Annotated in this window: 23 protein-coding genes and 3 pseudogenes; all 26 read left to right on the top strand. The window is 39.9% G+C overall.

From position 1 onward, the window contains the following. The first annotated feature begins 4 nt into the window (after positions 1-4). The gene (proB, locus tag DW959_RS05860) at positions 5-862 is read left to right on the top strand and encodes a glutamate 5-kinase (protein ID WP_008400827.1); all 858 of its coding nucleotides are present in this window, start codon (positions 5-7) and stop codon (positions 860-862) included. 102 nt (positions 863-964) lie between these two features. Continuing rightward, the gene (locus DW959_RS05855) at positions 965-1,186 is read left to right on the top strand and encodes a DUF896 domain-containing protein (RefSeq protein ID WP_021943851.1); all 222 of its coding nucleotides are present in this window, start codon (positions 965-967) and stop codon (positions 1,184-1,186) included. After that, complete coding sequence (locus DW959_RS05850) at positions 1,183-1,761, top strand: 5-formyltetrahydrofolate cyclo-ligase (RefSeq protein ID WP_118615632.1); 579 nt, start codon at positions 1,183-1,185, stop codon at positions 1,759-1,761. Before DW959_RS05855 ends, DW959_RS05850 begins: the two co-directional genes overlap by 4 nt. Further along, complete coding sequence (gene miaB, locus DW959_RS05845; RefSeq protein WP_182430057.1) at positions 1,754-3,205, top strand: tRNA (N6-isopentenyl adenosine(37)-C2)-methylthiotransferase MiaB; 1,452 nt, start codon at positions 1,754-1,756, stop codon at positions 3,203-3,205. The genes DW959_RS05850 and miaB overlap by 8 nt, the downstream gene beginning before the upstream one ends. 48 nt (positions 3,206-3,253) lie before the next feature. Beyond that, a pseudogene (gene mutS / locus DW959_RS05840) lies at positions 3,254-5,850 on the top strand (DNA mismatch repair protein MutS). A gap of 9 nt (positions 5,851-5,859) precedes the next feature. Beyond that, complete coding sequence (gene mutL / locus DW959_RS15070; protein WP_347475327.1) at positions 5,860-6,180, top strand: DNA mismatch repair endonuclease MutL; 321 nt, start codon at positions 5,860-5,862, stop codon at positions 6,178-6,180. 2 nt (positions 6,181-6,182) lie between these two features. After that, the gene (gene mutL / locus DW959_RS05835) at positions 6,183-7,904 is read left to right on the top strand and encodes a DNA mismatch repair endonuclease MutL (protein WP_347475329.1); all 1,722 of its coding nucleotides are present in this window, start codon (positions 6,183-6,185) and stop codon (positions 7,902-7,904) included. Between the two features lie 31 nt (positions 7,905-7,935). Further along, positions 7,936-8,876 (top strand): annotated as a pseudogene (gene miaA, locus DW959_RS05830) (tRNA (adenosine(37)-N6)-dimethylallyltransferase MiaA). A 20-nt stretch (positions 8,877-8,896) separates the two neighbouring features. Then, positions 8,897-10,183, top strand: a complete 1,287-nt coding sequence (locus tag DW959_RS05825) for a methionine gamma-lyase family protein (RefSeq protein ID WP_118615630.1) — start codon at positions 8,897-8,899, stop codon at positions 10,181-10,183. A gap of 61 nt (positions 10,184-10,244) precedes the next feature. Further along, on the top strand, positions 10,245-10,952 hold the full coding sequence (gene radC / locus DW959_RS05820; protein ID WP_117784852.1) for a DNA repair protein RadC: 708 nt from the start codon (positions 10,245-10,247) through the stop codon (positions 10,950-10,952). Next, a complete protein-coding gene (mreC, locus tag DW959_RS05815) occupies positions 10,939-11,796 on the top strand; it encodes a rod shape-determining protein MreC (RefSeq protein WP_118615628.1) in 858 nt (285 codons plus the stop codon). Before radC ends, mreC begins: the two co-directional genes overlap by 14 nt. A 19-nt stretch (positions 11,797-11,815) precedes the next feature. Then, positions 11,816-12,346, top strand: coding sequence for a rod shape-determining protein MreD (gene mreD / locus DW959_RS05810; RefSeq protein WP_243023349.1), 531 nt, complete (start codon positions 11,816-11,818; stop codon positions 12,344-12,346). 19 nt (positions 12,347-12,365) lie between these two features. Then, positions 12,366-15,203, top strand: a complete 2,838-nt coding sequence (locus tag DW959_RS05805; protein ID WP_117807559.1) for a penicillin-binding transpeptidase domain-containing protein — start codon at positions 12,366-12,368, stop codon at positions 15,201-15,203. A 149-nt stretch (positions 15,204-15,352) separates the two neighbouring features. After that, positions 15,353-15,790 (top strand): hypothetical protein, encoded by a 438-nt coding sequence (locus DW959_RS05800; RefSeq protein WP_147353067.1) that lies wholly within the window; start codon positions 15,353-15,355, stop codon positions 15,788-15,790. Next, positions 15,784-15,987 (top strand): septum site-determining protein MinC, encoded by a 204-nt coding sequence (locus DW959_RS05795; RefSeq protein WP_118615624.1) that lies wholly within the window; start codon positions 15,784-15,786, stop codon positions 15,985-15,987. Before DW959_RS05800 ends, DW959_RS05795 begins: the two co-directional genes overlap by 7 nt. Positions 15,988-16,114: 127 nt before the next feature. Then, positions 16,115-16,908, top strand: a pseudogene (minD, locus tag DW959_RS05790) (septum site-determining protein MinD). 18 nt (positions 16,909-16,926) lie between these two features. After that, positions 16,927-17,250 (top strand): cell division topological specificity factor MinE, encoded by a 324-nt coding sequence (locus DW959_RS05785; protein ID WP_021943864.1) that lies wholly within the window; start codon positions 16,927-16,929, stop codon positions 17,248-17,250. Continuing rightward, positions 17,189-18,334 (top strand): FtsW/RodA/SpoVE family cell cycle protein, encoded by a 1,146-nt coding sequence (locus DW959_RS05780; protein WP_173783613.1) that lies wholly within the window; start codon positions 17,189-17,191, stop codon positions 18,332-18,334. The genes DW959_RS05785 and DW959_RS05780 overlap by 62 nt, the downstream gene beginning before the upstream one ends. Positions 18,335-18,344: 10 nt before the next feature. Continuing rightward, entirely contained in the window at positions 18,345-18,740 is a 396-nt protein-coding gene (locus tag DW959_RS05775; protein WP_021943866.1) for a methylglyoxal synthase, read from the top strand. A 17-nt stretch (positions 18,741-18,757) separates the two neighbouring features. Further along, the gene (locus DW959_RS05770; RefSeq protein ID WP_118615622.1) at positions 18,758-19,729 is read left to right on the top strand and encodes a serine hydrolase; all 972 of its coding nucleotides are present in this window, start codon (positions 18,758-18,760) and stop codon (positions 19,727-19,729) included. A gap of 54 nt (positions 19,730-19,783) precedes the next feature. Then, on the top strand, positions 19,784-20,203 hold the full coding sequence (locus DW959_RS05765) for a twitching motility protein PilT (protein ID WP_117807557.1): 420 nt from the start codon (positions 19,784-19,786) through the stop codon (positions 20,201-20,203). A 54-nt stretch (positions 20,204-20,257) separates the two neighbouring features. Continuing rightward, positions 20,258-21,649, top strand: a complete 1,392-nt coding sequence (locus DW959_RS14140; RefSeq protein WP_182430056.1) for an HlyD family efflux transporter periplasmic adaptor subunit — start codon at positions 20,258-20,260, stop codon at positions 21,647-21,649. Positions 21,650-21,661: 12 nt separating this feature from the next. Then, positions 21,662-22,357: a YggS family pyridoxal phosphate-dependent enzyme gene (locus DW959_RS05750; RefSeq protein ID WP_118615620.1), complete on the top strand. Its 696-nt coding sequence runs from the start codon at positions 21,662-21,664 to the stop codon at positions 22,355-22,357. A gap of 12 nt (positions 22,358-22,369) precedes the next feature. Further along, entirely contained in the window at positions 22,370-22,963 is a 594-nt protein-coding gene (locus DW959_RS05745; RefSeq protein WP_118615618.1) for a cell division protein SepF, read from the top strand. A gap of 60 nt (positions 22,964-23,023) precedes the next feature. Continuing rightward, positions 23,024-23,770 carry a DivIVA domain-containing protein gene (locus DW959_RS05740; protein WP_117822630.1) on the top strand — a complete coding sequence of 249 codons (747 nt, stop codon included), beginning with the start codon at positions 23,024-23,026 and terminating at the stop codon, positions 23,768-23,770. Positions 23,771-23,859: 89 nt separating this feature from the next. Beyond that, on the top strand, positions 23,860-24,375 hold the full coding sequence (gene lspA, locus DW959_RS05735; RefSeq protein WP_117822629.1) for a signal peptidase II: 516 nt from the start codon (positions 23,860-23,862) through the stop codon (positions 24,373-24,375).

Below are 24,375 nucleotides of genomic sequence, written 5' to 3'. Positions count from 1 at the left end.
TAAAATGGAAGATCGTTTATACTTAAAAAATAAAAAAAGAATCGTGATCAAGATCGGTTCATCTTCATTGATCCATGAGGAGACGGGTGGGCTTGATTACATAAAACTTGAAAAACTGGTACGGATCATCAGTGATCTGAAAAATCAGGATAAGGATGTTGTATTGGTATCCTCCGGTGCAATCGGTGTTGGTTCGAAGTCGTTAGGGCTTCAGAAAAAGCCAAAGACAACATCACTCAGACAGGCATGTGCAGCAGTTGGACAGGGACAGCTCATGATGGTATACCAGCGTCTGTTCTATGAATATCACCAGATCGCAGCTCAGGTTCTTCTGACGTTTGATGTAATCACATCTCAGGAAAGAAGACATAACGCTGTAAATACTTTTAATGAATTATTACAAATGGATGTTATTCCTGTAGTTAATGAGAATGATACAGTTGCAATTGAAGAAGTGGATATAAACTTTGGAGATAATGATACCCTTTCCGCTATCGTAGCCAACATGATCAATGCTGATCTTTTATTATTATTGACAGATATTGATGGCTTGTACACGGACGATCCAAGAAATAATCCGGATGCAACATTGATCCCTGTCGTAGAACGCATCGACGATAAGATCAAAGCAATGGCAAAGGGCGCCGGCTCCGGATATGGAACCGGTGGTATGACGACAAAGATTTCTGCGGCGAAGATTGCTGCAAATTCAGGAGCAGATATGCTTATTTTATCAGGAGATGATATAGGAAATCTCGGTCGGGCATTAAATGGCGAATCTGTCGGAACCTTATTTAAAGCATATAAAGAGCCGAATTTTGATGTCGTAAGATACATTACACATAAGGAATATCTGCAGTAGCAATGGATATAGTGTGTACCATCGTATCATATATAAGATGGGTCTGATCAAACAGAAGCAGTATCCGATTCCGAAATAACAGAAATGAACAGGTGAATAAGAATGGACGAAAAAAAGATTGCAAGAATCAATGAATTATATAAGAAATCCAAGACTCCGGCAGGACTTACGTCGGCTGAAAAGGAAGAACAGAAAAATCTCAGACAGGAATACATTTTTGCCATGAAACAGAATCTGAGAAGTGTATTAAATAACATTGATATCAAAGAACCGGATGGTAGTATTACCAGGTTGGAAGATATCGATCCAACAAAAAAAGTATGATGGAACAGACAAAAGCAGAACTAAGAAAACAATATAAGCAAAAGCGGCGTGCCTTAACACCGGAGCAGGTGACCGTTGCTTCAGCGCAGATCAGGAAGCAATTTCTGAATTCAGATGAATATAAAGATTGCAATCATCTGCTGATCTATGTCAGTCAGGATAATGAAGTGGATACGGTCGAGATTATAAAGCAGGCACTTACAGATGACAAAGTCGTTGCTGTGCCAAAGGTATACGGAGATCATATGCATTTTCATCGGATCCATGGAATGAGCGATCTAAAGGTAGGTGCGTATGGCATCTTAGAGCCTGCCAGCTGTGAGATGCTTCATCCGACGGAAGGAATTCTGATCGTCCCGGGAATTGTATTTGATATAAACGGACATCGGATCGGATATGGCGGTGGATATTATGACCGCTATATGAAGCTTCATCCGGAACTTACTGCGGTTGCATTTGCCTATGATTATCAGGTGTTGCCGGAGATTTCATGCGAATCATTTGACGAAAGACCGGATCAGCTTCTGACTCCGTCAGAGATATACAGCTTTATGGAGAACAATAAATATGATTAATGAAATAGATAAAAAAATAGATAAAATTGATATAACAGAACCTTGTCCTGCCGAAGAACCATTTCGGCAATATTATTTTATAAAAAAAGCAAGGGGGTATTACCGGGAGCTTGCGAAAAAAGCAGGAAGAAACCTGACCTGTTCGATCCAGACCTATGGATGTCAGATGAATGTAAGAGACTCCGAGAAGCTGACCGGTATTCTGAAAGAAATCGGATATACTAGCAGTGATTCTGAGGATGCAGACCTTGTTATATATAATACCTGCACAGTCCGTGAGAATGCGAATCGAAAAGTCTACGGACATCTTGGAATCATGAAACATGACAAAGAGACACATCCAGATAAGATGATCGGGCTTTGTGGATGTATGATGCAGGAACCGGATGTTGTAGCTACAATTCAAAAGAAATATCGATTTGTAGATATGGTATTTGGCACGCATAATGTATTTAAACTGGCTGAAATCTACTGCAACCGTATCGAAGCCGGCGGACAGGTAGTGGATATCTGGAAGGATACCAATCTTGTTGTGGAAGATCTTCCGGTTAAGAAAGAATTCCCATTTAAGTCCGGTGTCAATATTATGTTCGGATGTAATAATTTCTGTACATATTGTATCGTGCCATATGTTAGAGGCAGAGAACGCAGCAGACAACCGGAGGACATCATAAGAGAGGTTAAGCGGCTTTCAGAGGAGGGTGTAAAAGAGATCATGCTCCTTGGTCAGAATGTGAATTCTTATGGAAAGACGTTAGAAGAACCGATGACATTTGCCGAATTATTGCAGAAGGTGACAGAAGTTGATGGAATTGAACGTGTTCGTTTTATGACCTCCCATCCAAAGGACCTGTCCGATGAATTGATCGATGTGATCGCGGCAAATGAAAAGATCTGCCGTCACATCCATCTTCCGATGCAATCCGGCTCATCCAGGATATTAAATCAGATGAATCGTCGCTATACAAAGGAATCCTATCTGGAATTAGTAGACAAGATCCGCAGACAGATTCCTGAAATATCACTTACAACCGATATTATTGTCGGTTTTCCCGGAGAAACAGAAGAAGATTTCTTAGAGACAATGGATGTAGTGAATCGGGTAAGGTTTGATACAGCATTTACATTTATATACTCCAAGCGTACCGGAACACCGGCAGCAACATTTGAGGATCATGCAACAAAGGAAGAGATCCAGAACCGGTTTGATCGCCTGATCAAGCGAGTATCAGAGATCAGCGGTGAGGAGATCTGCCGTTATAAAGGGCAGGTCATGCCTGTACTGATTGAAAGCGTCAGCGAACAGAATCAGGAACTCTTAACCGGTCGTCTGTCAAATAATATTCTGGTACATTTTAAAGGTGATCCGTCTATGATTGGCGAGATCCGGGATGTTTCGCTGGATGAATGTAAAGGCTTTTATTATATGGGAAATCTTGTATAAACCGAATTTATAGAATAGGGGTAAAAAACAGTGGCAGCTTTAACACCAATGATGCAGCAGTATATGGAAGTGAAGAATCAGTACAAGGACTGTATATTATTTTACAGACTTGGTGATTTCTATGAAATGTTTTTTGATGATGCCCTGACCGCATCCAAGGTTCTTGAGATCACTTTGACCGGAAGGGACTGCGGACAGCCGGAACGTGCACCGATGTGCGGCGTTCCATATCATGCCTGTGATGTCTATCTGAATAAGCTGATCGAGAATGGTTTTAAGGTAGCGATCTGTGAACAGGTTGAAGATCCAAAGCTTGCAAAAGGCATAGTTAAACGTGAGGTTATCCGGGTGGTAACACCGGGTACCAATATGTCAAATGCAATTCTTGATGAAACAAGAAATAATTATCTGATGAGTATTGTTGAAAACGATGGTGCATTCGGAATTTCACTGGTGGATATCACGACTGGTGAGTTTAAGACAGCGAGAGTTCCATCCTTATCAAAGCTTACGGATGAGATCAACAAATATTCTCCTGCCGAGATCATCGGCAATCATTCTTTCATGAATTGTGATCTGGATTTCATTTATCTTAGGGAGAAAATGAAAATTTCCATTTCTGAAGCGCCGGAGCATTATTTCAATCAAATGCTCTGTGAAGATGCAATTATGAGGCAGTTCGGAGTTAATAATATGGACGGACTTGGACTGAAGGATTTCCCTGACTGTATTTTATCCTCCGGAGTTCTGCTTCAGTATCTGCATGAGACACAGAAGAATTCCCTTGCACATATCAATCATATCGTGCTGTATTCTATCGACGATTTTATGATTCTTGATTCCGCAACCAGAAGAAATCTGGAACTTTGTGAGACACTTCGTGACAAACAAAAACGAGGTTCTTTGTTATGGGTATTGGATAAAACCAAGACAGCAATGGGTGCGAGAATGCTTCGAAGCATGATCGAGCAGCCTTTAATATATAAAAAGGATATCGAAGCAAGACTTGATGCAGTAGATCAGTTAAATAATGATATGATCAATCGTGATGAGATGCGGGAATATCTGAACCCGATCTATGATCTGGAACGACTGATGACAAGAATTTCCCTACGATCCGCAAATCCACGCGATATGATCGCATTTAAGACATCCCTTTCATATCTGCCGTATATCAGACAGCTTTTACAGATCTATCCGGATGGGCTTCTTGCAGATATTTATGAGAAAATGGATGAATTACAGGATATTTATGACCTGTTAGAGCGTTCAATCAACGACGATCCTCCGATACTGATTCGAGAAGGCGGTATTTTCAAGGATGGTTATCTGGAAGAAATCGATACTTTAAAATCGGCAAAGACAGATGGCAAGACATGGCTTGCAGAATTGGAGGAACGGGAAAAGCAGAAGACAGGAATAAAGAATCTTCGCATCAAGTTCAATAAAGTATTTGGCTATTATTTTGAGGTGACTAATTCCTATAAGGATCTGGTACCTGAATATTTTATAAGAAAACAGACACTTGCAAATTCAGAACGATATACAACAGAAGAATTGGACAATCTTGCAGGTTCGATTCTTGGTTCTGAAGATAAATTATATGCACTGGAATATGAAACCTATGTTGCGCTCAGAGATAAGATTGCGGGTGAGATCCTGCGTGTGCAGAATACAGCAAGACAGATCGCTTTATTAGACTGTCTCTGTTCGCTGTCATATGTGGCATCTGCCAATCAGTTTGTTCGTCCGGAGATTAACGAAGATGGTGTAATTGATATCAAAGAAGGTCGCCATCCTGTCGTTGAGAAGATGATGAACAACGGTATGTTCATATCAAATGACACCTATCTGAATAATTTTGAGAGCAGGATATCAATCATAACCGGACCGAATATGGCTGGTAAATCCACCTATATGCGTCAGACGGCACTGATCGTTTTAATGGCGCAGATCGGAAGCTTTGTTCCTGCTGCTTCAGCAAATATCGGTATCTGTGACCGTATCTTCACCAGAGTAGGGGCATCCGATGATCTTGCAAGCGGTCAAAGCACTTTCATGGTAGAGATGAGTGAGGTCGCAAATATCTTCGAAATGCCACGAAGAACAGTCTGCTGATCTTAGATGAGATCGGACGAGGAACCAGTACATATGACGGACTTAGTATTGCATGGGCAGTTGTGGAATATATTAGTAACAGTGAACTGCTTGGAGCAAAAACGTTATTTGCCACCCACTATCATGAACTGACAGAATTAGAGGGTAAGTTATCCTCTGTAAACAACTACTGTATAGCAGTAAAAGAAGACGGTGATGATATCGTATTCTTACGAAAGATCGTAAAAGGCGGAGCGGATCGAAGCTATGGTATTCAGGTAGCCAAGCTTGCTGGAGTACCGGATATCGTGATCAATCGTGCAAATGAGATCTGCAACCAGCTTATCGATACGGATATAACGACGAAATTAAAAGATATCAAGATAACAAATGATTTTCATAAAAGTGCTTCCGATACCCAGATGTCATTTCTGGCAAATCCGGAAGAGAGTGCCATTCTGGAGGAGATCAAGAATGTAGATCTGTCCAACATGACACCGATGAAAGCATTGTTATATCTGAATGAATTACAGGAGCGAATCCGTTAAGGAGAATTTATGATAAAATTACTGGATCAATATACAATTGATAAGATCGCAGCCGGTGAAGTGATCGAACGTCCCGGCTCGGTTATTAAAGAATTAGTAGAGAATTCCATCGATGCGGGTGCAACTGCGATCACCATCGAGATCAAAGAAGGCGGTATGAGCTTTATCCGTATCACAGACAATGGATGTGGTATCTCAAAGGAGGAAGTTCCGGTTGCCTTCCTTCGTCATGCAACCAGTAAGCTTCAGACGGCGGATGATCTGTTAAAGATCGCATCCTTAGGCTTCCGTGGCGAGGCGTTATCTAGTATAGCCGCAGTTGCCAGGTAGAGCTGATCACCAAGCAGGAAGATGCGCTTACCGGAACCAGATACCAGATCCACGGCGGAAAAGAGATCTCAAATGAGGAAATCGGCGCACCGCTTGGTACAACGATTGTTGTAAGAAATCTGTTTTATAATACACCTGCCAGAAAGAAATTCATGAAGACGCCTGCAACAGAGGGCTCGTATATCTACGATCTTGTCTGTCGTATGGCAATGTCACATCCGGATGTTTCATTTAAGTTTATTATGAATGGAACAGATAAGCTATTTACATCCGGCAACGGCAGACTAAAAGAGATCATCTATCATATATATGGTAGAGATATTACGAATAACCTTCTGGAAATCCATGCAGCAAATGATCAGGTAAAGATCACAGGATATCTTGCAAAACCGAGTATATCCAGAGGTAACCGTTCATTTGAAGATTATTATGTAAACCAAAGGTATATAAAGAGCAATATATTAACAAAGGCAATCGAAGATGCATATCGTACCTTTGTTATGGTTCATAAATTTCCATTTACAGTTATCAATTTTGAGATTGATCCATCTCTGATCGATGTAAATATCCATCCTGCAAAACGGGAATTGAAGTTCATAAATGAACCGGATATGTATGATTTTACTTATATCAGTGTCAGAAAGGCGCTGTTATTTAAAGAACTTATCCCGACTGTTACACCGGGAAAGGATAAGCGGCCGGAGACACTGGCAGAACGAAAGGTGGAGAAGCGCCCGGAGCCATTCGAAACAAACCGGAGGGCCACAGAGCTTTCTCCGCAGCCGGCAAGGCCAGCGCAGCAGAAAAAGCCAGGCATGCCAATGCAACCGGCAAATTCAGGTATATCTGCTCAACCAACACCGACACCATCTGTTACGATGGAAAACAGAAGCAGCTCGCCGGTTGAAATCCAATATTTGAAAGGAGATAATCAGTCTGGTAAAAATATCACAAATAATATGGTTGCTGAAAATATTGTTCCGTATTTGACACAACCGGAAAAGACAGCATTAAATCCTGCTGAAACGAGTGTACAGACTAACGAAACATCAGAACAGAAGAAACAGGAACCGATCACATCGGAAGCTAAGATTAAATACGAGCAGATGGATATGTTTGAAGATAAATTTCTGACACCGGAAGCTAAGAAAAAGCACCGGATCATCGGGCAGTTATTTAAGACATACTGGCTGATCGAGTACGAAGATAAGTTCTTTATCATGGATCAGCATGCCGCACATGAAAAGGTAAAATTTGAGGAATTAATGGCAAACTATAAGAATAAGACTGCCATTCCTCAGTATCTGATGCCACCTGCGATCGTATCCTTGAGCGGAACAGAATCAGAGTTCTTACGGGAAAATCTGGAATTTTTCCAGAATCTGGGATTTCAGATCGAAGGTTTCGGTGGAAAAGAATACAAGCTGTCAGCCGTTCCGGCAAATCTGTTCGGATTAGACGGCAGAGAATTATTTCTGGAATTTATCGGAGAGTTATCCGAAAACGGACAGAAGCAGACGATTGATACATTTATCAGTAAACTTTCCACAATGGCGTGTAAAGCTGCGATAAAGGGGAATACTTCCATTAGCTTTAAGGAAGCAGACATCCTGATCGACCAGTTGATGAAGCTTGAAAATCCATATACCTGTCCGCATGGCAGACCAACCCTGATCTCCATGACAGAAACAGAACTGGAAAAGAAATTCAAACGAATTGTTTAGTAATTAAACTTATATAGAAACGGAGCAGCAAATGAAGCCTCTTGTTATATTAACCGGACCGACAGCCGTAGGTAAAACAAATCTGTCGATCGGTCTTGCAAAAAGAATAAACGGTGAGATCATTTCTGCAGATTCCATGCAGGTCTATCGAAAGATGGATATCGGAACTGCCAAGATCATGCCGGAGGAAATGGATGGCATTCCCCATCATCTGATCGATGTATTAGATCCGAAGCAGCCGTTTAATGTTGTATTATTTAAAGAACTTGCAACAAACGCGATGGATGATATCTATGCCAGAGGACGGATACCTGTCATTGTCGGCGGAACCGGCTTTTATATTCAGGCAGTTTTATACGATATTCATTTCGATGAAAATGACGATGATAAAAGCTACCGTACTTATCTGGAACAGCTTGCGGAAAAACATGGAAATCTCTACCTTCATCAGATGCTTGAAAAAGTGGATCCAGCGTCAGCCGCAGCCATTCATTATAACAACCGCAAACGTGTGATCCGGGCATTGGAATTCTATAAAGAGACAGGAATCCCGATCTCCGAACATAACGAGAAAGAATCCAAACGGATTTCTCCATATAATTTTGAATATTTTGTGTTAAATGATGCAAGATCAAAATTATATGATAGAATAGACAGGCGAATTGACATCATGGTAGAACAGGGATTGATCGAAGAGGTAAAGGCATTAAAGGATCAGGGATATACAAAAGATCTGATATCCATGCAGGGGCTTGGATATAAAGAGATCCTCGATTATCTGGATGGTGTAACATCTCTGGATGAAGCCTCTATATCTTAAAACGTGATACCAGACATTTCGCCAAGCGTCAGATCACATGGTTTAAGAGGGAAAAAGAAGTCACCTGGGTGGATAAGAGTGAATTCACATCAGAAGATACCATTATGGATTTCATGCTTGAACAGTTGCGGTCAAAGGGAATTATTTCATAAAATAAAATGGAGCAGATAAAATGAACACATTATTAAAAGATTATTATACATCCTTACACATTGATGAACGGGTATTTGATTACTGTCAGAAGATTGAAGACAGCTTAAAGGACCGTTTTGCAGCGATCGATGCCATCTGTGAGATCAACCAGATGAAGGTCATCAAAGCCATGCAGGATAATCGTCTGGCGGAAGCGCATTTTGCAGGTTCCTCCGGATATGGTTATACCGATGACGGACGAGATGCACTCGAACGGATCTATGCAGATGTATTCCACACGGAAGATGCGCTGGTCCGTTCTCAGATCACCTGTGGAACACATGCGATCTGTACAGCGTTATTTGGTAACTTAAGACCGGGAGATGAACTGCTTGCAATCTCAGGAAAACCATATGATACGATGGATGAGATCATCGGACTTCGCCCTTCACCGGGTTCTTTGGCAGAATATGGTGTTACATACGCCCAGGTAGATCTGACACCGGAAGGAGAGTTTGATTTTGAAGGAATCCGAAATGCGATCAATGAACACACAAAGCTTGTGGAGATCCAGCGTTCCAAGGGTTATGCCGTACGTCCGACTTTATCCTGTGAGAAGATCGGAGAAGTGATCACATTTGTAAAGAGTATCCGTCCGGACATCATCTGTATGGTAGATAACTGTTATGGTGAATTTGTTCAGGATAAAGAACCAACAGACTATGGCGCAGATCTGATCGCAGGTTCCCTGATCAAGAATCCGGGTGGCGGACTGGCTCCGATCGGTGGTTATATCTGTGGTAAGAAGGAATATGTGGAAAATGCCGCATACCGTCTTACAACTCCGGGACTTGGCAAAGAGGTTGGTGCATCTTTAAATAATACAAAGGCTTTTACACAGGGCTTATTCATGGCTCCATCGGTTACGGCAAGTGCTTTAAAGGGTGCGATCTTTGCTGCAAATGTATATGAAAATCTTGGTTTTAAGACAGTTCCGAATAAGACAGAGGATCGTTTTGATATCATACAGGCAGTTGAACTTCAGACACCGGAACGTGTGGTTGCTTTCTGTGAAGGGATTCAGGCGGCTGCACCTGTTGACAGCTATGTAAAGCCTGTACCATGGGATATGCCGGGATATGATTCTCCTGTCATCATGGCGGCCGGTGCATTTGTATCCGGTTCTTCAATTGAACTTAGTGCGGATGCCCCTATGAGAGAACCGTATGCTGTATATTTTCAGGGAGGACTTACCTATCAGCATGCAAAATTTGGAATTGTAATGACATTGCAAAAAATGGTAGAAAATAATCTTATAGTGTGGTAGATTTAGTTCGAATGTCACCTTTCTTTCAGGCATTGGAGAGGCGGAGAGAAAAGGAGGACATATGAATTCTAATTTTACAATGCGGGATATGGCTGTTACAGAGCGACCATATGAAAAATGTCAGCAGAGTGGTCCTTCCGCTTTGAATGATGCCGAACTGCTTGCAGTCATACTTCGAAGCGGAAGCCGAAAAGAAAATGCACTGGTTACAGCCCAGCGTATTCTGAACCGTCATTCGGTTCATAAAGGCTTAGTCGGGTTGAAGCATCTGACATTGGAAGAACTGATGTCGATTGATGGGATCGGACATGTAAAAGCGATCCAGATGCAATGTATCGGTGAATTATCAAGACGGATAGCGGAAGCGGAATATAAGCCATTTCTGACATTTGGCAATCCGCAGAGTATAGCAGATTATTTTATGGAACGTACCAAATATCTGGATAAAGAGCGGGTTTACAGCCTGCTGTTTGATTCCAGACATTGTTTGTTGGGAGAAAACTGTATATCAGAGGGAACGATCGATCATGCAGTTATATCTCCAAGAGATATCTTTATAGATGCCTTAAGCTATCACGCAGCATATGTTGTTTTGCTGCATAATCATCCATCCGGGAATCCGGAACCAAGCAGACAGGATATCTGCTTGACAAAGAGAGTAGCAGAAGCAGGCAGAATGCTTGGAATCCTGTTATCTGATCATATTATTATAGGGAATAATTGTTTTGTCAGTCTGGCAGAAAGAGGAATGTTGAATGAGACGTCGTAACAGAAAAAGAATAGAAATAACTCCAAAATATTTTTTGCTTGCATTAACGATAGTATGTGTAGTTTTAATGATCGCATCACTGTTTTTTGACAGTATAATGCCGTCAGTCCGTAATGCAACAAACACGTTTATTCTTCCAATGCAAAAAGGAGTAAATACAGTAGGAAGCTGGGTAGAATCCAAGGCAGAAGCACTGAAAAATTACGAAGATATCGTGGCGGAAAACGATAAGTTAAAGGAACAACTGGATACCTATAGATCCACACTTGCCCAATATGAACAGAACTCTTATGAGCTGGACCGGCTGCAGAAGCTGTATGAGCTGGATGCACAGTATACTGATTATGATAAAACAGGAGCAAGAGTTATATCTAAGGATACCGGAAACTGGTTTGATGTCTTTTATATTGACAAAGGAACCGATGATGGACTGTCTATTGGTTGTAATGTATTATATGGAAATGGTCTGTGCGGAATTATCACAGAGATTGGAGCGGATTATGCAAAGGTCCGTTCGATCATCGATGATACAACAAATGTAAATGCAACAATCCTGCCGGCTCAGGCAATCTGTAATGTATCCGGAAGCCTAACGAATTATGCAGACGGCTACCTGCTTGCGGAAAATATAGATAAAGATGCAGATATATCAGAAGGAGATCAGGTTGTGACCTCACATGTTTCGAGCAAATATCTTTCTGGAATCAATATAGGCTATATTGCAAAGATAGAAAATGATTCCAACAATCTGACCAAGACAGCGTATATTACGCCGGCTGCTGATTTTTCTAATATTGAAGAGGTTCTGGTGATCCGCCAGACAAAGAAAAATGTTACAGATTAAAAACAATTGACAGAACTAAATGGTAGAGAAGGTTGAAATAGAATTGAAACGAGTATTTACATTAGGAATTTTGATCATTATATGTTTTGTATTACAGACTGCATTATTTCCCTATATAGAAATTGCCGGAACAGCACCGGATCTGATGCTGATACTGACAGTTTCTTTTGGTCTTATGCGCGGTAGAAAAGAAGGAATGCTGGTTGGTTTTTTCTGCGGTTTTCTGTATGATCTGTATTTTGGATATGCGATCGGACCGTTTATGATACTTTATATGATTCTTGGATATTGCAATGGATTTTTCCACCGTTTATATCTGGTGGAAGATGTTCTTTTACCAATGCTGATCATTCTGATCGACGATCTGTTTTTTAATTTTGCAACATATATTATCTTTTTCTTGTTGCGGAACAGGCTGGAATTTTCAACCTATCTGAAGGATATCATTCTTCCGGAAATGATCTATACAGCATTGATCACACTCTTTACATTCAAGTTTTTTGTATTTGTGAACAAGACACTGAAGCGTCTGGAAAAAGCAAACGAATAAGAACTGGAAGGAAAATACAATGATAAAAGAATTTTTGGATCTGATAAAAGAAAATATTGTAGAACATGTAAAACACCGGTTGTTTGTTGTGACATTGATCGTTCTGGTTCTCTTTGGTGTACTGGTTTACCGTCTGTTTGATCTACAGATCGTAAACGGAGAAAAGTATCAGGAAAGCTTTACCTATAAATCAGTGAAAACAGTCTCGGTGAAAGCAACCCGTGGAAATATATACGATTGTAACGGAAAACTGATTGCTTATAATGAAGCTTCCTATACATTGTCATATAACAGTGCTACCGATCTGTCAGAGATTGCTGCTGCACAGGGAACAACATCCAACGAACTGCGAAATGATATAGTATATAAAACAATCCTGATTCTGGAGCAGAATGGAGATAAAATATCAGTCAGTCTGCCAATCAAGCTGACAGGAAAAGGATTTGAGTTTACAGTATCAGGAACATCATTAAATACTTTTCTTATGAATGTATACAGTGCCAGCTCTGTCGATAAACTGACAGATCAGCAGGCATCCTCAACAGCAGAAGATGTATTCCGTTATATGAGAGGAAAGGATCTCTTCAATATTTCAGATACTTATTCGGATGAAGCAGCATTAAAGATTCTTGCCGTCCGGTATGAGATCTGGCTGAACCGTTACCAGCAATACATGTCTGTCCAGCTTGCGGATGGTATCAGCGAGGAAAGCTATGCAACGATCAAAGAAAATTCAAATGAACTACCAGGCATGGAAGTAAACGTAGAATCCCACCGTGTCTATAATGATGCTATTTATTACGCACATATTATCGGATATATCGGAAATATCTCAAATGAAGAGATGGACAAATATAACGAGAATCTGGATGATTCCGAAAAATATACGGCTGATGACATGATCGGAAAGGCCGGGTTGGAAAGTGAATTTGAATCTTATCTGCGTGGTAAAGACGGATATCAGAAAATGTATGTAGATAATCTGGGGAAGGTGATCGAGGTTATTGATTCGCAGGATTCTGTAGCAGGAAATGACATTTATCTGACGATTGACTCGGATCTTCAAAAATACTGTTATAATGCTCTGGAAAAGGAAATTACTTCCATCCTGCTTGCACATATTAAAAATGTAACAACATCAAATGACAAAGATGATATCCCGATCACTGACGTTTATTTTGCATTATTTGATAATAACATTATCAGCATTGACGATCTGGCAGCAAAGGATGCCACAGATCTTGAGCGTTCAGTAAATGATACATTTCAGAGTTCCAAAAGCTATACACTTGGAAGACTGGATGATATCCTGAATTCAAGTCATATACCATTATATAATCTGACAGACCAGTATCAGGATTATATGGAATTTATCTGCGAACAATTAAGTGATGCAGGCATTTACAGTCCAAGCAAGATATCAAAAACAGATGATACCTATGTATCTTATATCAATAATAATATTTCGCTGTGTGAGTATCTGAAATATGCGATCAGCCAGGGCGCAATCGACATTTCCGGTATTTCAACGAAAAGTGATTATTATGATACAGATGAAATCTACAATGTGCTGACGGAATATATTTTAAAAGAATTTGAAAATAATACCAGTTTCGACAAACTTGTTTTCAAATATATGATAATATCAGGAGAACTTACAGGAAGTCAGGTTATTAACCTGTTATATGACCAGGGTATCTTAAATATGGCAACAGATGAGGACTATTCCGATTATAAGGCAGGATCCATCAGCAGCTTTGACTTTATGTGTAAAAAAATAGAACAATATGAGATAACTCCTGCCATGCTGGCACTGGATCCATGTTCCGGCTCGATTGTTGTGACTGATCCAAATTCCGGAGCTGTAAAAGCAATGACAAGTTATCCAAGTTATGATAATAATCAGCTCACAAATTCCATTGATGCAGATTATTATGCAAAGATTACGTCGGACAAGACAACACCAATGTACAGTAGAGCAACGATGCAGCAGACAGCTCCCGGATCCACCTTCAAGATGATAACTGCATTTGCAGCAATGAATGAAGGCGCAATCGGTATCAACGACGTGATCCAGACCAAAGGATATTTTGATAAAACAGAAACACCTGCAAAATGCTGGATTTATCCATCAGCACATGGGACAATCGGTATATCCAAGGCAATCGAAGAATCCTGTAACTATTTCTTCTATGAACTGGGTTACCGTATGGCAACACAAGATACCGGAACCTATAGCGATATCACTGGTGTAGAGCGGCTTCAGAAGTATGCAGGTATGTTTGGATTTGACAGCACCTCCGGCATTGAACTGCCGGAAAGTAAACCGCAGATATCAGATGCGGATGCGATCCGTACTGCGATTGGACAAGGTACAAATAACTTTACAGCAACACAGCTTGCCCGATATGTTACAACACTAGCAAACAGTGGTACATGCTATGACCTGAGTCTTGTTTCAGAGATCAAGGATATTAACGGTAATGTTGTATATAAAAATGAGCACAAGGTTCACAACCAGCTCGATTTTCCTGCCGAGCAATGGAATGTTGTCAGACAGGGCATGCGTCAGGTTGTTTCCGTCCATACGAGCAGCAGTGCTTTGATTAATCAGATCAATGTTGCAGTAGCCGGCAAAACAGGTACGGCCCAGCAGAGTGATGCCAGACCGAACCATGCGTTATTTGTATCATTTGCACCATATAAAAATCCTGAAGTTACGGTTACAAGTGTAATCCCGTTTGGATATTCTTCCGGTAATGCAGTCGAATTGACCGGACTTGTATATGCCTATTTATACGATCCGGATGTACTTGAAAATACAACGATCACCGGTAACAACGCACTTTCAGATTAAAAGATAAGATACGTCGGATAAATTCATTTTTGAACAGTTATATTTATGAAAACGAGGTAAGAAACATGAATACCGACGTTATTATTAAGGCGAACAGCCACGGGATCAGAATTATATTTCATAATGATGATCCATTGGAGCAGCTCCTGATGGATATAAAAGAAAAATTACAGCATCAAAATGCTTTTTTAAAAAAAGAAGGAAAAATTTCTGTTTCTTTTGAAGGACGGGAGTTGAGCCGAGAGGAGATTGCGCAGATTCTGTTTGCATTAAATCATCTGCCGGAGACTGAGGTGGAATTTATTTGTGATATTCCTGATAAAGGGAGAACAGAGGATCTCTGCAATCAGATTGATATTCCTCCGCACAGGTCAAAACACTGGCAGCCCGCCGCTGTCGGACATACAGCACATGTGGATCATGTTATTAGGCATGAAGATCCTGCTACAGATACGGCCGCTTCAAATAAAAAAGTATCACCAGATAATACCGCAGGTCAGAATGTTTCATCTTCAGAAGATAACAACCTGTTTTTTTACGGAAACATTCGGAGTGGCCAAACACTTGAAGTAAAAAAAGTATTATAATAATTGGTAATGTTGAAAAAAGAGCAAAAGTTATTTCCGGTGGAAATATCATTATCCTCGGCAACTTGCATGGAAGTGCAGTCGCCGGAAAAGATTTGCAGAAAAAACGCTTTGTACTGGCTCTTACCATGGAACCGGTTCATATAAAGATCGGAACTGTCAGCTATGTAGCAAAACGCCAGTTCATGATAAATTAAATACAAAGGATGCAGTGATAGCATACTGTGAAAATGACCAACTGATCTTTCAGCCGCTGTCGCAAGCTTCACTATAAGATAAAAATTCTAAAAATCAGTATGAAAAGATAATTTACGGAGGTGTTTTATGAGTGAAGTAATTGTTGTTACATCAGGAAAGGGAGGCGTTGGTAAAACCACAACTTCAGCCAATATCGGCACAGGTCTTGCAGGTCTGAAAAAAAGAGTGGTCATGATCGATACAGATATCGGACTGCGAAATCTGGATATCGTCCTCGGACTGGAAAACCGTATTGTTTATAATCTGGTTGATGTAGTAGAAGGAAACTGCCGCTATAAGCAGGCATTGATAAAAGACAGGAACAATCCGGAGCTTTTTCTAATGCCATGTGCACAGACCAGGGACAAAACCGCTGTTTCTCCGGAACAGATCATAAAATTGATCGATGAAATGCGTTCGGATTTTGATTATATATCATTGATTGTCCTGCCGGAATCGAACAGGGATTTAAAAATGCTATTGCAGCCGCAGACAGAGCAATTGTTGTTACAACACCAGAGGTATCTGCGATCCGGGATGCAGACCGTGTTATCGGGCTGTTAGAAGCAAATGAGATTACGTCGATTGACCTTATCATCAACCGGGTACGATATGATATGGTAAAAAAAGGTGACATGATGTCTGTCGATGATGTTGTTGATATTCTAGCCGTCAACCTTCTGGGTGTAATACCGGATGATGAACAGATCGTTATATCAACAAATAAAGGAGAACCACTTGCTGGAAGCAATACAACATCCGGCAATGCCTATATCGATATCTGTAAACGGATTCTTGGTGACAGTATTCCCTTGACTGATTACAATACATCGATCCGGCGAAACCCTTTCAAACGGTTATTTCGAAAAAAACATGCATAAAAGGGGTGAGTGGTAGGAATGAAAGATATCAAGGTAATCAACAATGTTGTAAGTTATAATTCTGGTCATTATGCCAGAGAACGTTTAAAATATATCCTGATGGCCGACCGGATCGGATGTACGCCAGATGTCATCACAAGGATCCGGGATGATCTGTGTAAATGCGTTTCTAATTATGTTAATATTGATTCGCCAAATACAACCGTACAGCTTTCAGAATCCTTCCTGATCGCCAAGATCCCGGTTAAAGGAATACATATGAAAAAGGAAAAAGAAAAAGATGAAACACTTCAAACAGATGGACATATCAACGGAGAAAAAGTACAGACTGATCAATTATAATTTTAAGCTGATCCTGTTCGTGATCGCAGCCATGATCATGGGAAGCATTACGATCTGCAGCGTTCGTCCGGACTTCCTGACGAAACAATTGATCGGTGTCAGTGCATGTATCATCGGTATGATCGTTGTATCACTGATCGATTATAATTTTATTTGCAAATATTATATGGTACTCTATGTCATCAATATCGGTCTGTTGTTTCTGGTTCTTGTCGCAGGTTCCGGTGGCGGAGATACAGGAGTTCATCGATGGTTTTATATATCAGATTCGTTCACCATTCAGCCATCAGAATTTGCAAAAATCATTCTGATCCTGTGTACGGCTGTATTTCTGGAAAAAAATTATGAAAATCTTAACACGCCAAAAGTACTTGCAAAGCTTGCAGTATTTTTGGCTGTTCCTGTTGGACTGATTGTGGCCGAACCAGACCTTTCAACCTCAATCTGTGTTATGGCAACGCTTTTTATCATTATATTTGTCGGAGGGCTGAGTCTGAAGCTGATCGGTATCATGATTCTGGTCCTGGTTCCCGCATTTGGAGGATTTATCTGGTATATTCAGCAGGATAATCTGCCTCAGTTTTTGAAAACTTATCAGATTAATCGTATTCTGGGACATATATACGGAAGTGAATATGGTGCTTCGTCTGACCAGCAGGATAATTCAGTTATGGCAATCGGTTCCGGTCAGCTATCCGGAAAAGGGATCAACAATTCAACGGTAGCTACCGTAAAAGATACCAATCTGATTTCTGAGCAGCAGACAGATTTCATTTTTTCGGCGGTCGGAGAAGAATTAGGATTCATTGGAAGTGTTATTATTATTGCAATTTTATGCCTGATAGTGTTACAATGTATTCGGGTTGCCAGGCATGCAAAAGATAAAAAAGGAATGTATATTGCGACAGGTATTGGGGCGCTTGTTGCATTCCAGACATTTATCAACATCGGAGTTGCAACAGCACTTTTGCCGAATACAGGACTGCCGCTCCCGTTCATCAGTTACGGACTAAGTTCGCTTGTCAGTATGAGTGCCGGAATCGGACTCGTTTTGAACATAAACCTGCAAAAGAAAAAGTATTAGGAGGAGAGCTATGAATATAGGGTTAATAGCACATGACGCAAAGAAAAAACTGATGCAGAATTTTTGCATTGCATACAGAGGAATCTTAAGCAAAAATGAATTATATGCAACAGGAACGACAGGACGTTTGATCGAAGAGGTCACAAACCTTAATGTTCATAAATATATCGCTGGACATCTCGGAGGGGAACAGCAGTTAGGTTCCCAGATTGAAAATAATGATATTGATATGGTTATTTTTCTGAGAGATCCATTACATCCAAAGGCTCATGAGCCGGATATCAATAATATATTTTTACTTTGTGATATGCACAATATTCCATTAGCAACCAATCTTGCGACTGCAGAGCTTCTGATCAAGGCGCTTGATCGGGGCGATTTGGACTGGAGAGAATTTTACAAATAAACAATGGAGAGTTTGATATGAAATATCAGATAAAACTGCTGATTTCCATCCTGACAATCGGCATCCTGTTTACCGGATGTGCCAGACGAAGCTATGATACCAGTGATCAGCTTGTGCTTGGAATATCAGAAAATCTGCCGCTGTACAGTACAGACAGTTTCGGAGAAAAACATACGGTCATTCCGGATGGTGAAAGCCTGGCGGATGATAATTATAAAGATACAAAAGCTGCGGTACTGTTGAACGATACAACACAGGAAGCGTTGGTCGTCCATAATGCACATGATAAAATATATCCTGCCAGTATGACAAAATTAATGACAGGACTTCTTGTGATTGAAGCGATTGAAGATGGTTCCTTATCGCTTGATGAAACCATTACTTTAAGTCATACCGTTACCTTTCAGGAAAATAACGTCGGAGCTAGTGACCTGACAAAAGGATGTAAAGTTACAGTTAAGAACCTGTTATACGGATTGCTGATCCGTTCCTATAATGATTGTGGTGTTCTTCTGGCAGAACGGATTGCCGGCAGCGAAGATGCCTTTGTTGAAAAAATGAATGAACGGGCATATGAGCTTGGAGCTACGAATACGCATTTTGTGAACTGCCACGGTCTGCATTCGGATGACCATTATACAACTGCATATGATCTTTATCTGATCTTTTCAGAATTTATCAAACATGATCTGGCATATCTGATTGATTCCCTGACATCTTATGATTTTACATATACAGATGCAAATGGTGAAACAAGAAGCGTTACATTAGAAGCGACGAATGGATATATTTCAGGTGAATTTCAGTTCCCGGGAGGATATTCTTTGGGATCCTGGAAATCGGGAACGACGACGGCTGCGGGTAATTGTCTGATCCTTGAATTTGTAAAGGATGATACCGGCGACAAATATATCGCTGTTATCGCAGGTGCAGAAGACCGTAGTACGTTATATAATGATATGACAATGTTGATCAATACTGCAAAATAAACAGTTAATCAAATAACTGTTTTAATATATTTTAAATCATTCAGGAGGTTTATTATGATTCAGATTATTACAGGTGATAAAGGAAAAGGAAAGACAAAGGTTTTAATTGACAAGGTCAATAATGAAGTAAAAGTTGTAGCAGGTTCTGTTGTATTTATCGACAATAATAACAAGCACTTATATGAGCTGAGTAATCGTGTCCGTATGATCAACTGCACTAATTATGAAGTTAATAATCTGGAGATGTTTGCAGGGTTTGTTCTCGGAATAATTTCCCAGACAAAAGATATAGAGAAGATTTACATTGATAATTTTACATCTGTTGCTTATGTCAATAAAGAGCAGGTAAAAGTAGCACTGGATATCATTAATAATATCAGTGAGAAATTTAATATCAGTATTATAATATGTTTTGCAACGGACAGTTCCGATGTTCCGGACGAATATAAAGATAATATCATTGCTGCTTTATAGTTCCATATCAACTGTCTTATACGCACATATTATATGGAGTAAAAGGAGATATATATGGCTTCCATAAGAAGAAAGAAGAGAAAATGGCAGCCGGTGAAGATCAGTTTTGGATTTATCATATTTGCAATTATGTTTGTATACATGTTGATTCGTATCATTATGTCGCTTGGTGACCATGATCTGAGTGTATTTCAGGTGGAAGAGAGCAATTATGATACGAATTTTACTGCCACCGGACTTGCTGTGAGAAAAGAAACTTTGAATTACAGCTCTACCTCCGGATATGTCTGCTATTATATCCGGGATGGCGAAAAAGTTGCAAAGGGTGCCAGTGTATATTCTGTTGATGAAACCGGTTCCATGCAGGATGCATTGTTTGATGTTCAAAATAGCGGAAGCAGTGTGTTATCCGATAATGATTATAAAGATCTGAGCAAACAGATTCAGATTTTTAAAGCAGGATTTTCACCGTCAGATTTTTCAGAAGTATATGAATTTAAAAATTCCATGGACAATAAGGTTCTGGAAATGTATGAAGATATGGCGCTTGAGCAGTTATCTTCAAACCAGTCATTTGATTCAACTTTTTCAGCTTCGAAATCAAATGTCAGCGGTATTGTAACCTATTACATGGATGGCTTTGAAGGTTATGATATCAACAATCTTTCAGCAGATGATTTTGATAAAACAAAATATACCAAAGAAATGCTGAAAAAAAGCGATGTGGTTGAGTCCGGGAAACCTATATATAAGATCATAGATGATGAAAACTGGAAGATTGCAGTCATGCTTACGAAAGAAGAATATGCAAAAATCAAAAAGAACGAAACAATCCGGTTTACAATCAATGATTCATCCAGACGGTTATCTGCAAAGTATGAAACAGTTGAACAGGATGGAAATTATTTCATTATTATAAATATGCACCGTTATCTGGCAGAATATGTCGCTGATCGTTATCTGAATATCACATTTGTATTCTCAGAAACAAAAGGACTAAAGATTCCGAATTCAGCGATTACCGAAAAGGATGTTCTGATGATCCCAGTCAGCTATCTGACTGGAGGAAGCGGAACAACCGAGAAAAAATATTTTAATAAGATCGTATTAACAGCGGATGGAACGACTTCGGTTGAACAGATATCCCCTACTATATATTTTACAGATGATCATTTCTGTTATGTGGACCCGGCAGATATAGATGATAATACCGTTCTTGCAGCAAACGAATCAGATATTACATTTAACACATCTACCGCCGGCACATACAAATTAAAAGGTGTTTTCTGCGTTACACAAGGTACTGCAGTATTTAAGCAGATCAATGTTATTGTAGATGGTGATGATTATTCGATCATTGATCCAAATACCGCATATGGTATCTCTGCTTACGACAGGATCGCATTGGATGCCACCTCCGTAAAGGAAAAACAGATCATATATTAGGAGTGATGAATGATGTTACAGGAAAATTATGAAAGCGTAGATAAAAAGATCACAGAAGCATGCAAACGGGCTGGTCGGAACAGGGATGCGGTTACTCTGATCGCTGTCAGCAAGACCAAACCGTTAAGTGATATTGAAGAATTATTACAGAATACAGATGCGGAAAATTTTGGAGAGAACAAGGTTCAGGAACTGGTCGATAAATATGAACATATATCCAGACCGGTCAAATGGCATATGATCGGGCATCTGCAGACGAACAAAGTCAAATATATCGTTGATAAGGTTTGCCTGATACATTCTGTTGATTCCGTGAATCTTGCAAAAACGATTGAAAAAGAAGCAGCAAAGCATAATGTTGTTGTTCCTGTTTTAATAGAAGTAAATGTTGCAGGGGAAGAAAGCAAGTTTGGTGTATCCGTTGAGGAAACGGAAGACCTGATCCGGCAGATCAAAGACTTTCCTCATATACATATTGATGGACTGATGACGATTGCACCATTTGTAGCCAATCCGGAAGAGAATCGCGTGCACTTCCGTCGCCTTAAGGAATTATTACTTGACATCAATTCTAAAAACATTGATAATGTTCATATGAATGTCTTATCAATGGGTATGACAAATGACTATGAAGTAGCTGTCGAGGAGGGTGCTACCATGGTCCGAGTTGGAACCGGTATCTTCGGTGAAAGAAATTATAATATTTAAAGGAGAACCATTATGGCAAAGAATGGAAAAAAAAGCTTTCTGGATTTTTTCAAAGTAGATGAGTCCAGTGATGAATATGAAGATGATTTATTTGAAGATGATGAATATGATGACGATGACGAAGAGGATTTCGAAGAGGATTATGTTCCAAAGACCAAAGCTGTAAACGGACGTGCATCTTCCTTTACCGCTGCATCACAGACAGCAGCCCAGCCTGCAAAAAAGCAGAAATTTACAAAAACTGCCAGAACATCAGCTCCAGCATCATCAGGTAATTCAAAACTTGTATCTTTTAACAACAGAAGCCAGGGAGGTTCCCAGCAGGTATTTGTTATTAAACCAGATGAATTTGATGATGCCCAGATGATCATTGACCATTTAAAGGGTGGTCAGGCGATTGTGATCAATATGGAAGGTATGGAGTTATCAACAGCCCAGCGTATCATTGATTTCATTGCCGGCGCATGTTATTCCTTAGATGGTTCATTACAGGCGATATCCGGTAATATATTTATTGCAGCACCTGCTGACATCTATGTATCAGGCGATCTCAGAGAAGAGTTATTAAATGATGCTTTTCTTTCTCCTGAATTAGGAAAATATTAAGTCAATTTTGATATCAGTCTGTATCAACATATTCTGAAGGTATGATAGGGAGGATTACAAATGCTTACACCTGTTGATTTACAACAAAAGAAATTTCAGCATGGCATGGGGTATACAAAAAAAGATGTTGACTCATTTTTTGACATTGTTGTCATGAGTTATACGGAATTATATAAGTCTAATGCTGAATTAACAAATCAGGTAAAAACACTTACCGATAGTCTGGTTCATTACAGAACAACAGAATCGAAGCTTCAGAAATCACTTATGCTTGCAGAGAAGAATGCAGAAGAAGCTACGAAGAATGCAAATGACAAGGCTAAGATCATTGAAAATGATGCCAAAATCAAGGCAAATAACATAGTTCATCAGGCACGGGAAGAGCTGGATCGGATTGAAGACAGCATTGAAGGAATCAAACAGCAGTATCGTGATTATACAATGGCATTTAAAAATCTGATGGATTCTCATCTTCAGTTTCTTGCTACCAATCCAATTAATGAAGAATTGGGAGTAGACTTTGATGAGATCATGAAGGATGCCAAGTATTTCAACGGAAATGCTGCCGTCTATACACCAGGTTCATCTGGCAGTGAAAACGCCGGATCAGGTTCCTTTGCATCCTTTGGAGGAGATCCTCAGGGCAGAGAAGAATCTACACTCGGCGGTGGCGGAGGCTCAGGAATGGGCGATTCCACACTTGGTGGAAGTGCAGACAGCAGCAATGTTGCCAGTGATTCTTCTGTTTACACAAAAAATTTAGGTGGTGGATCATTTGTTGATCCATTCAAATTCAGAAACGAATAATATAATAGAATTTTTCTTTAATTCCCTGTCTGAATGAATGTCGGACAGGGAATTGCTAATAAAAGATATACTCCAGAAAGGTAACGATAATGAAAAAAAACAGTATTCTTGCATGTATAAGTATACTTCTTTTGATCGGACTGGATCAGATTGTGAAATTTCTGATCACAAGTCATATGGCTTTATATGACACAATACCTGTTATCAAACAGGTTTTTCATATTACATATATTCAAAATAAAGGAGCTGCATGGGGCAGCTTGCAGGGAAAGCGTTATTTTCTACTGGCAATAACCATTCTTGTTCTGGCATTTCTTGTATATTTTTATGTTCGGATGTTAAAGCTGAATAGGTACAAAGATCTTCGGATTTTATTTATTTTTGTTTTTTCCGGAGCTGTCGGAAATATGATCGATCGTATCCGTCTTGGTTATGTAATAGATATGTTTGATTTCCGTCTGATCAATTTTCCGGTCTTTAATGTTGCAGATATCTATGTAACCTGTAGTATGATCATCCTGTTGGTTTTTATCCTGTTCAAATACAAGGATAATGAACTGGACGATCTATTTGGAAAGTCAAAGAAAGATTCAGAGCAGGAATAA

Origin of the sequence: Clostridium sp. AM46-21 (assembly GCF_003480025.1) — a bacterium.
GTDB lineage: Bacteria > Bacillota > Clostridia > Lachnospirales > Lachnospiraceae > Coprococcus > Coprococcus ammoniilyticus.
Note: the sequence above shows the minus strand (reverse complement) of the source record. Positions and strands in the feature narration are given on the sequence as shown.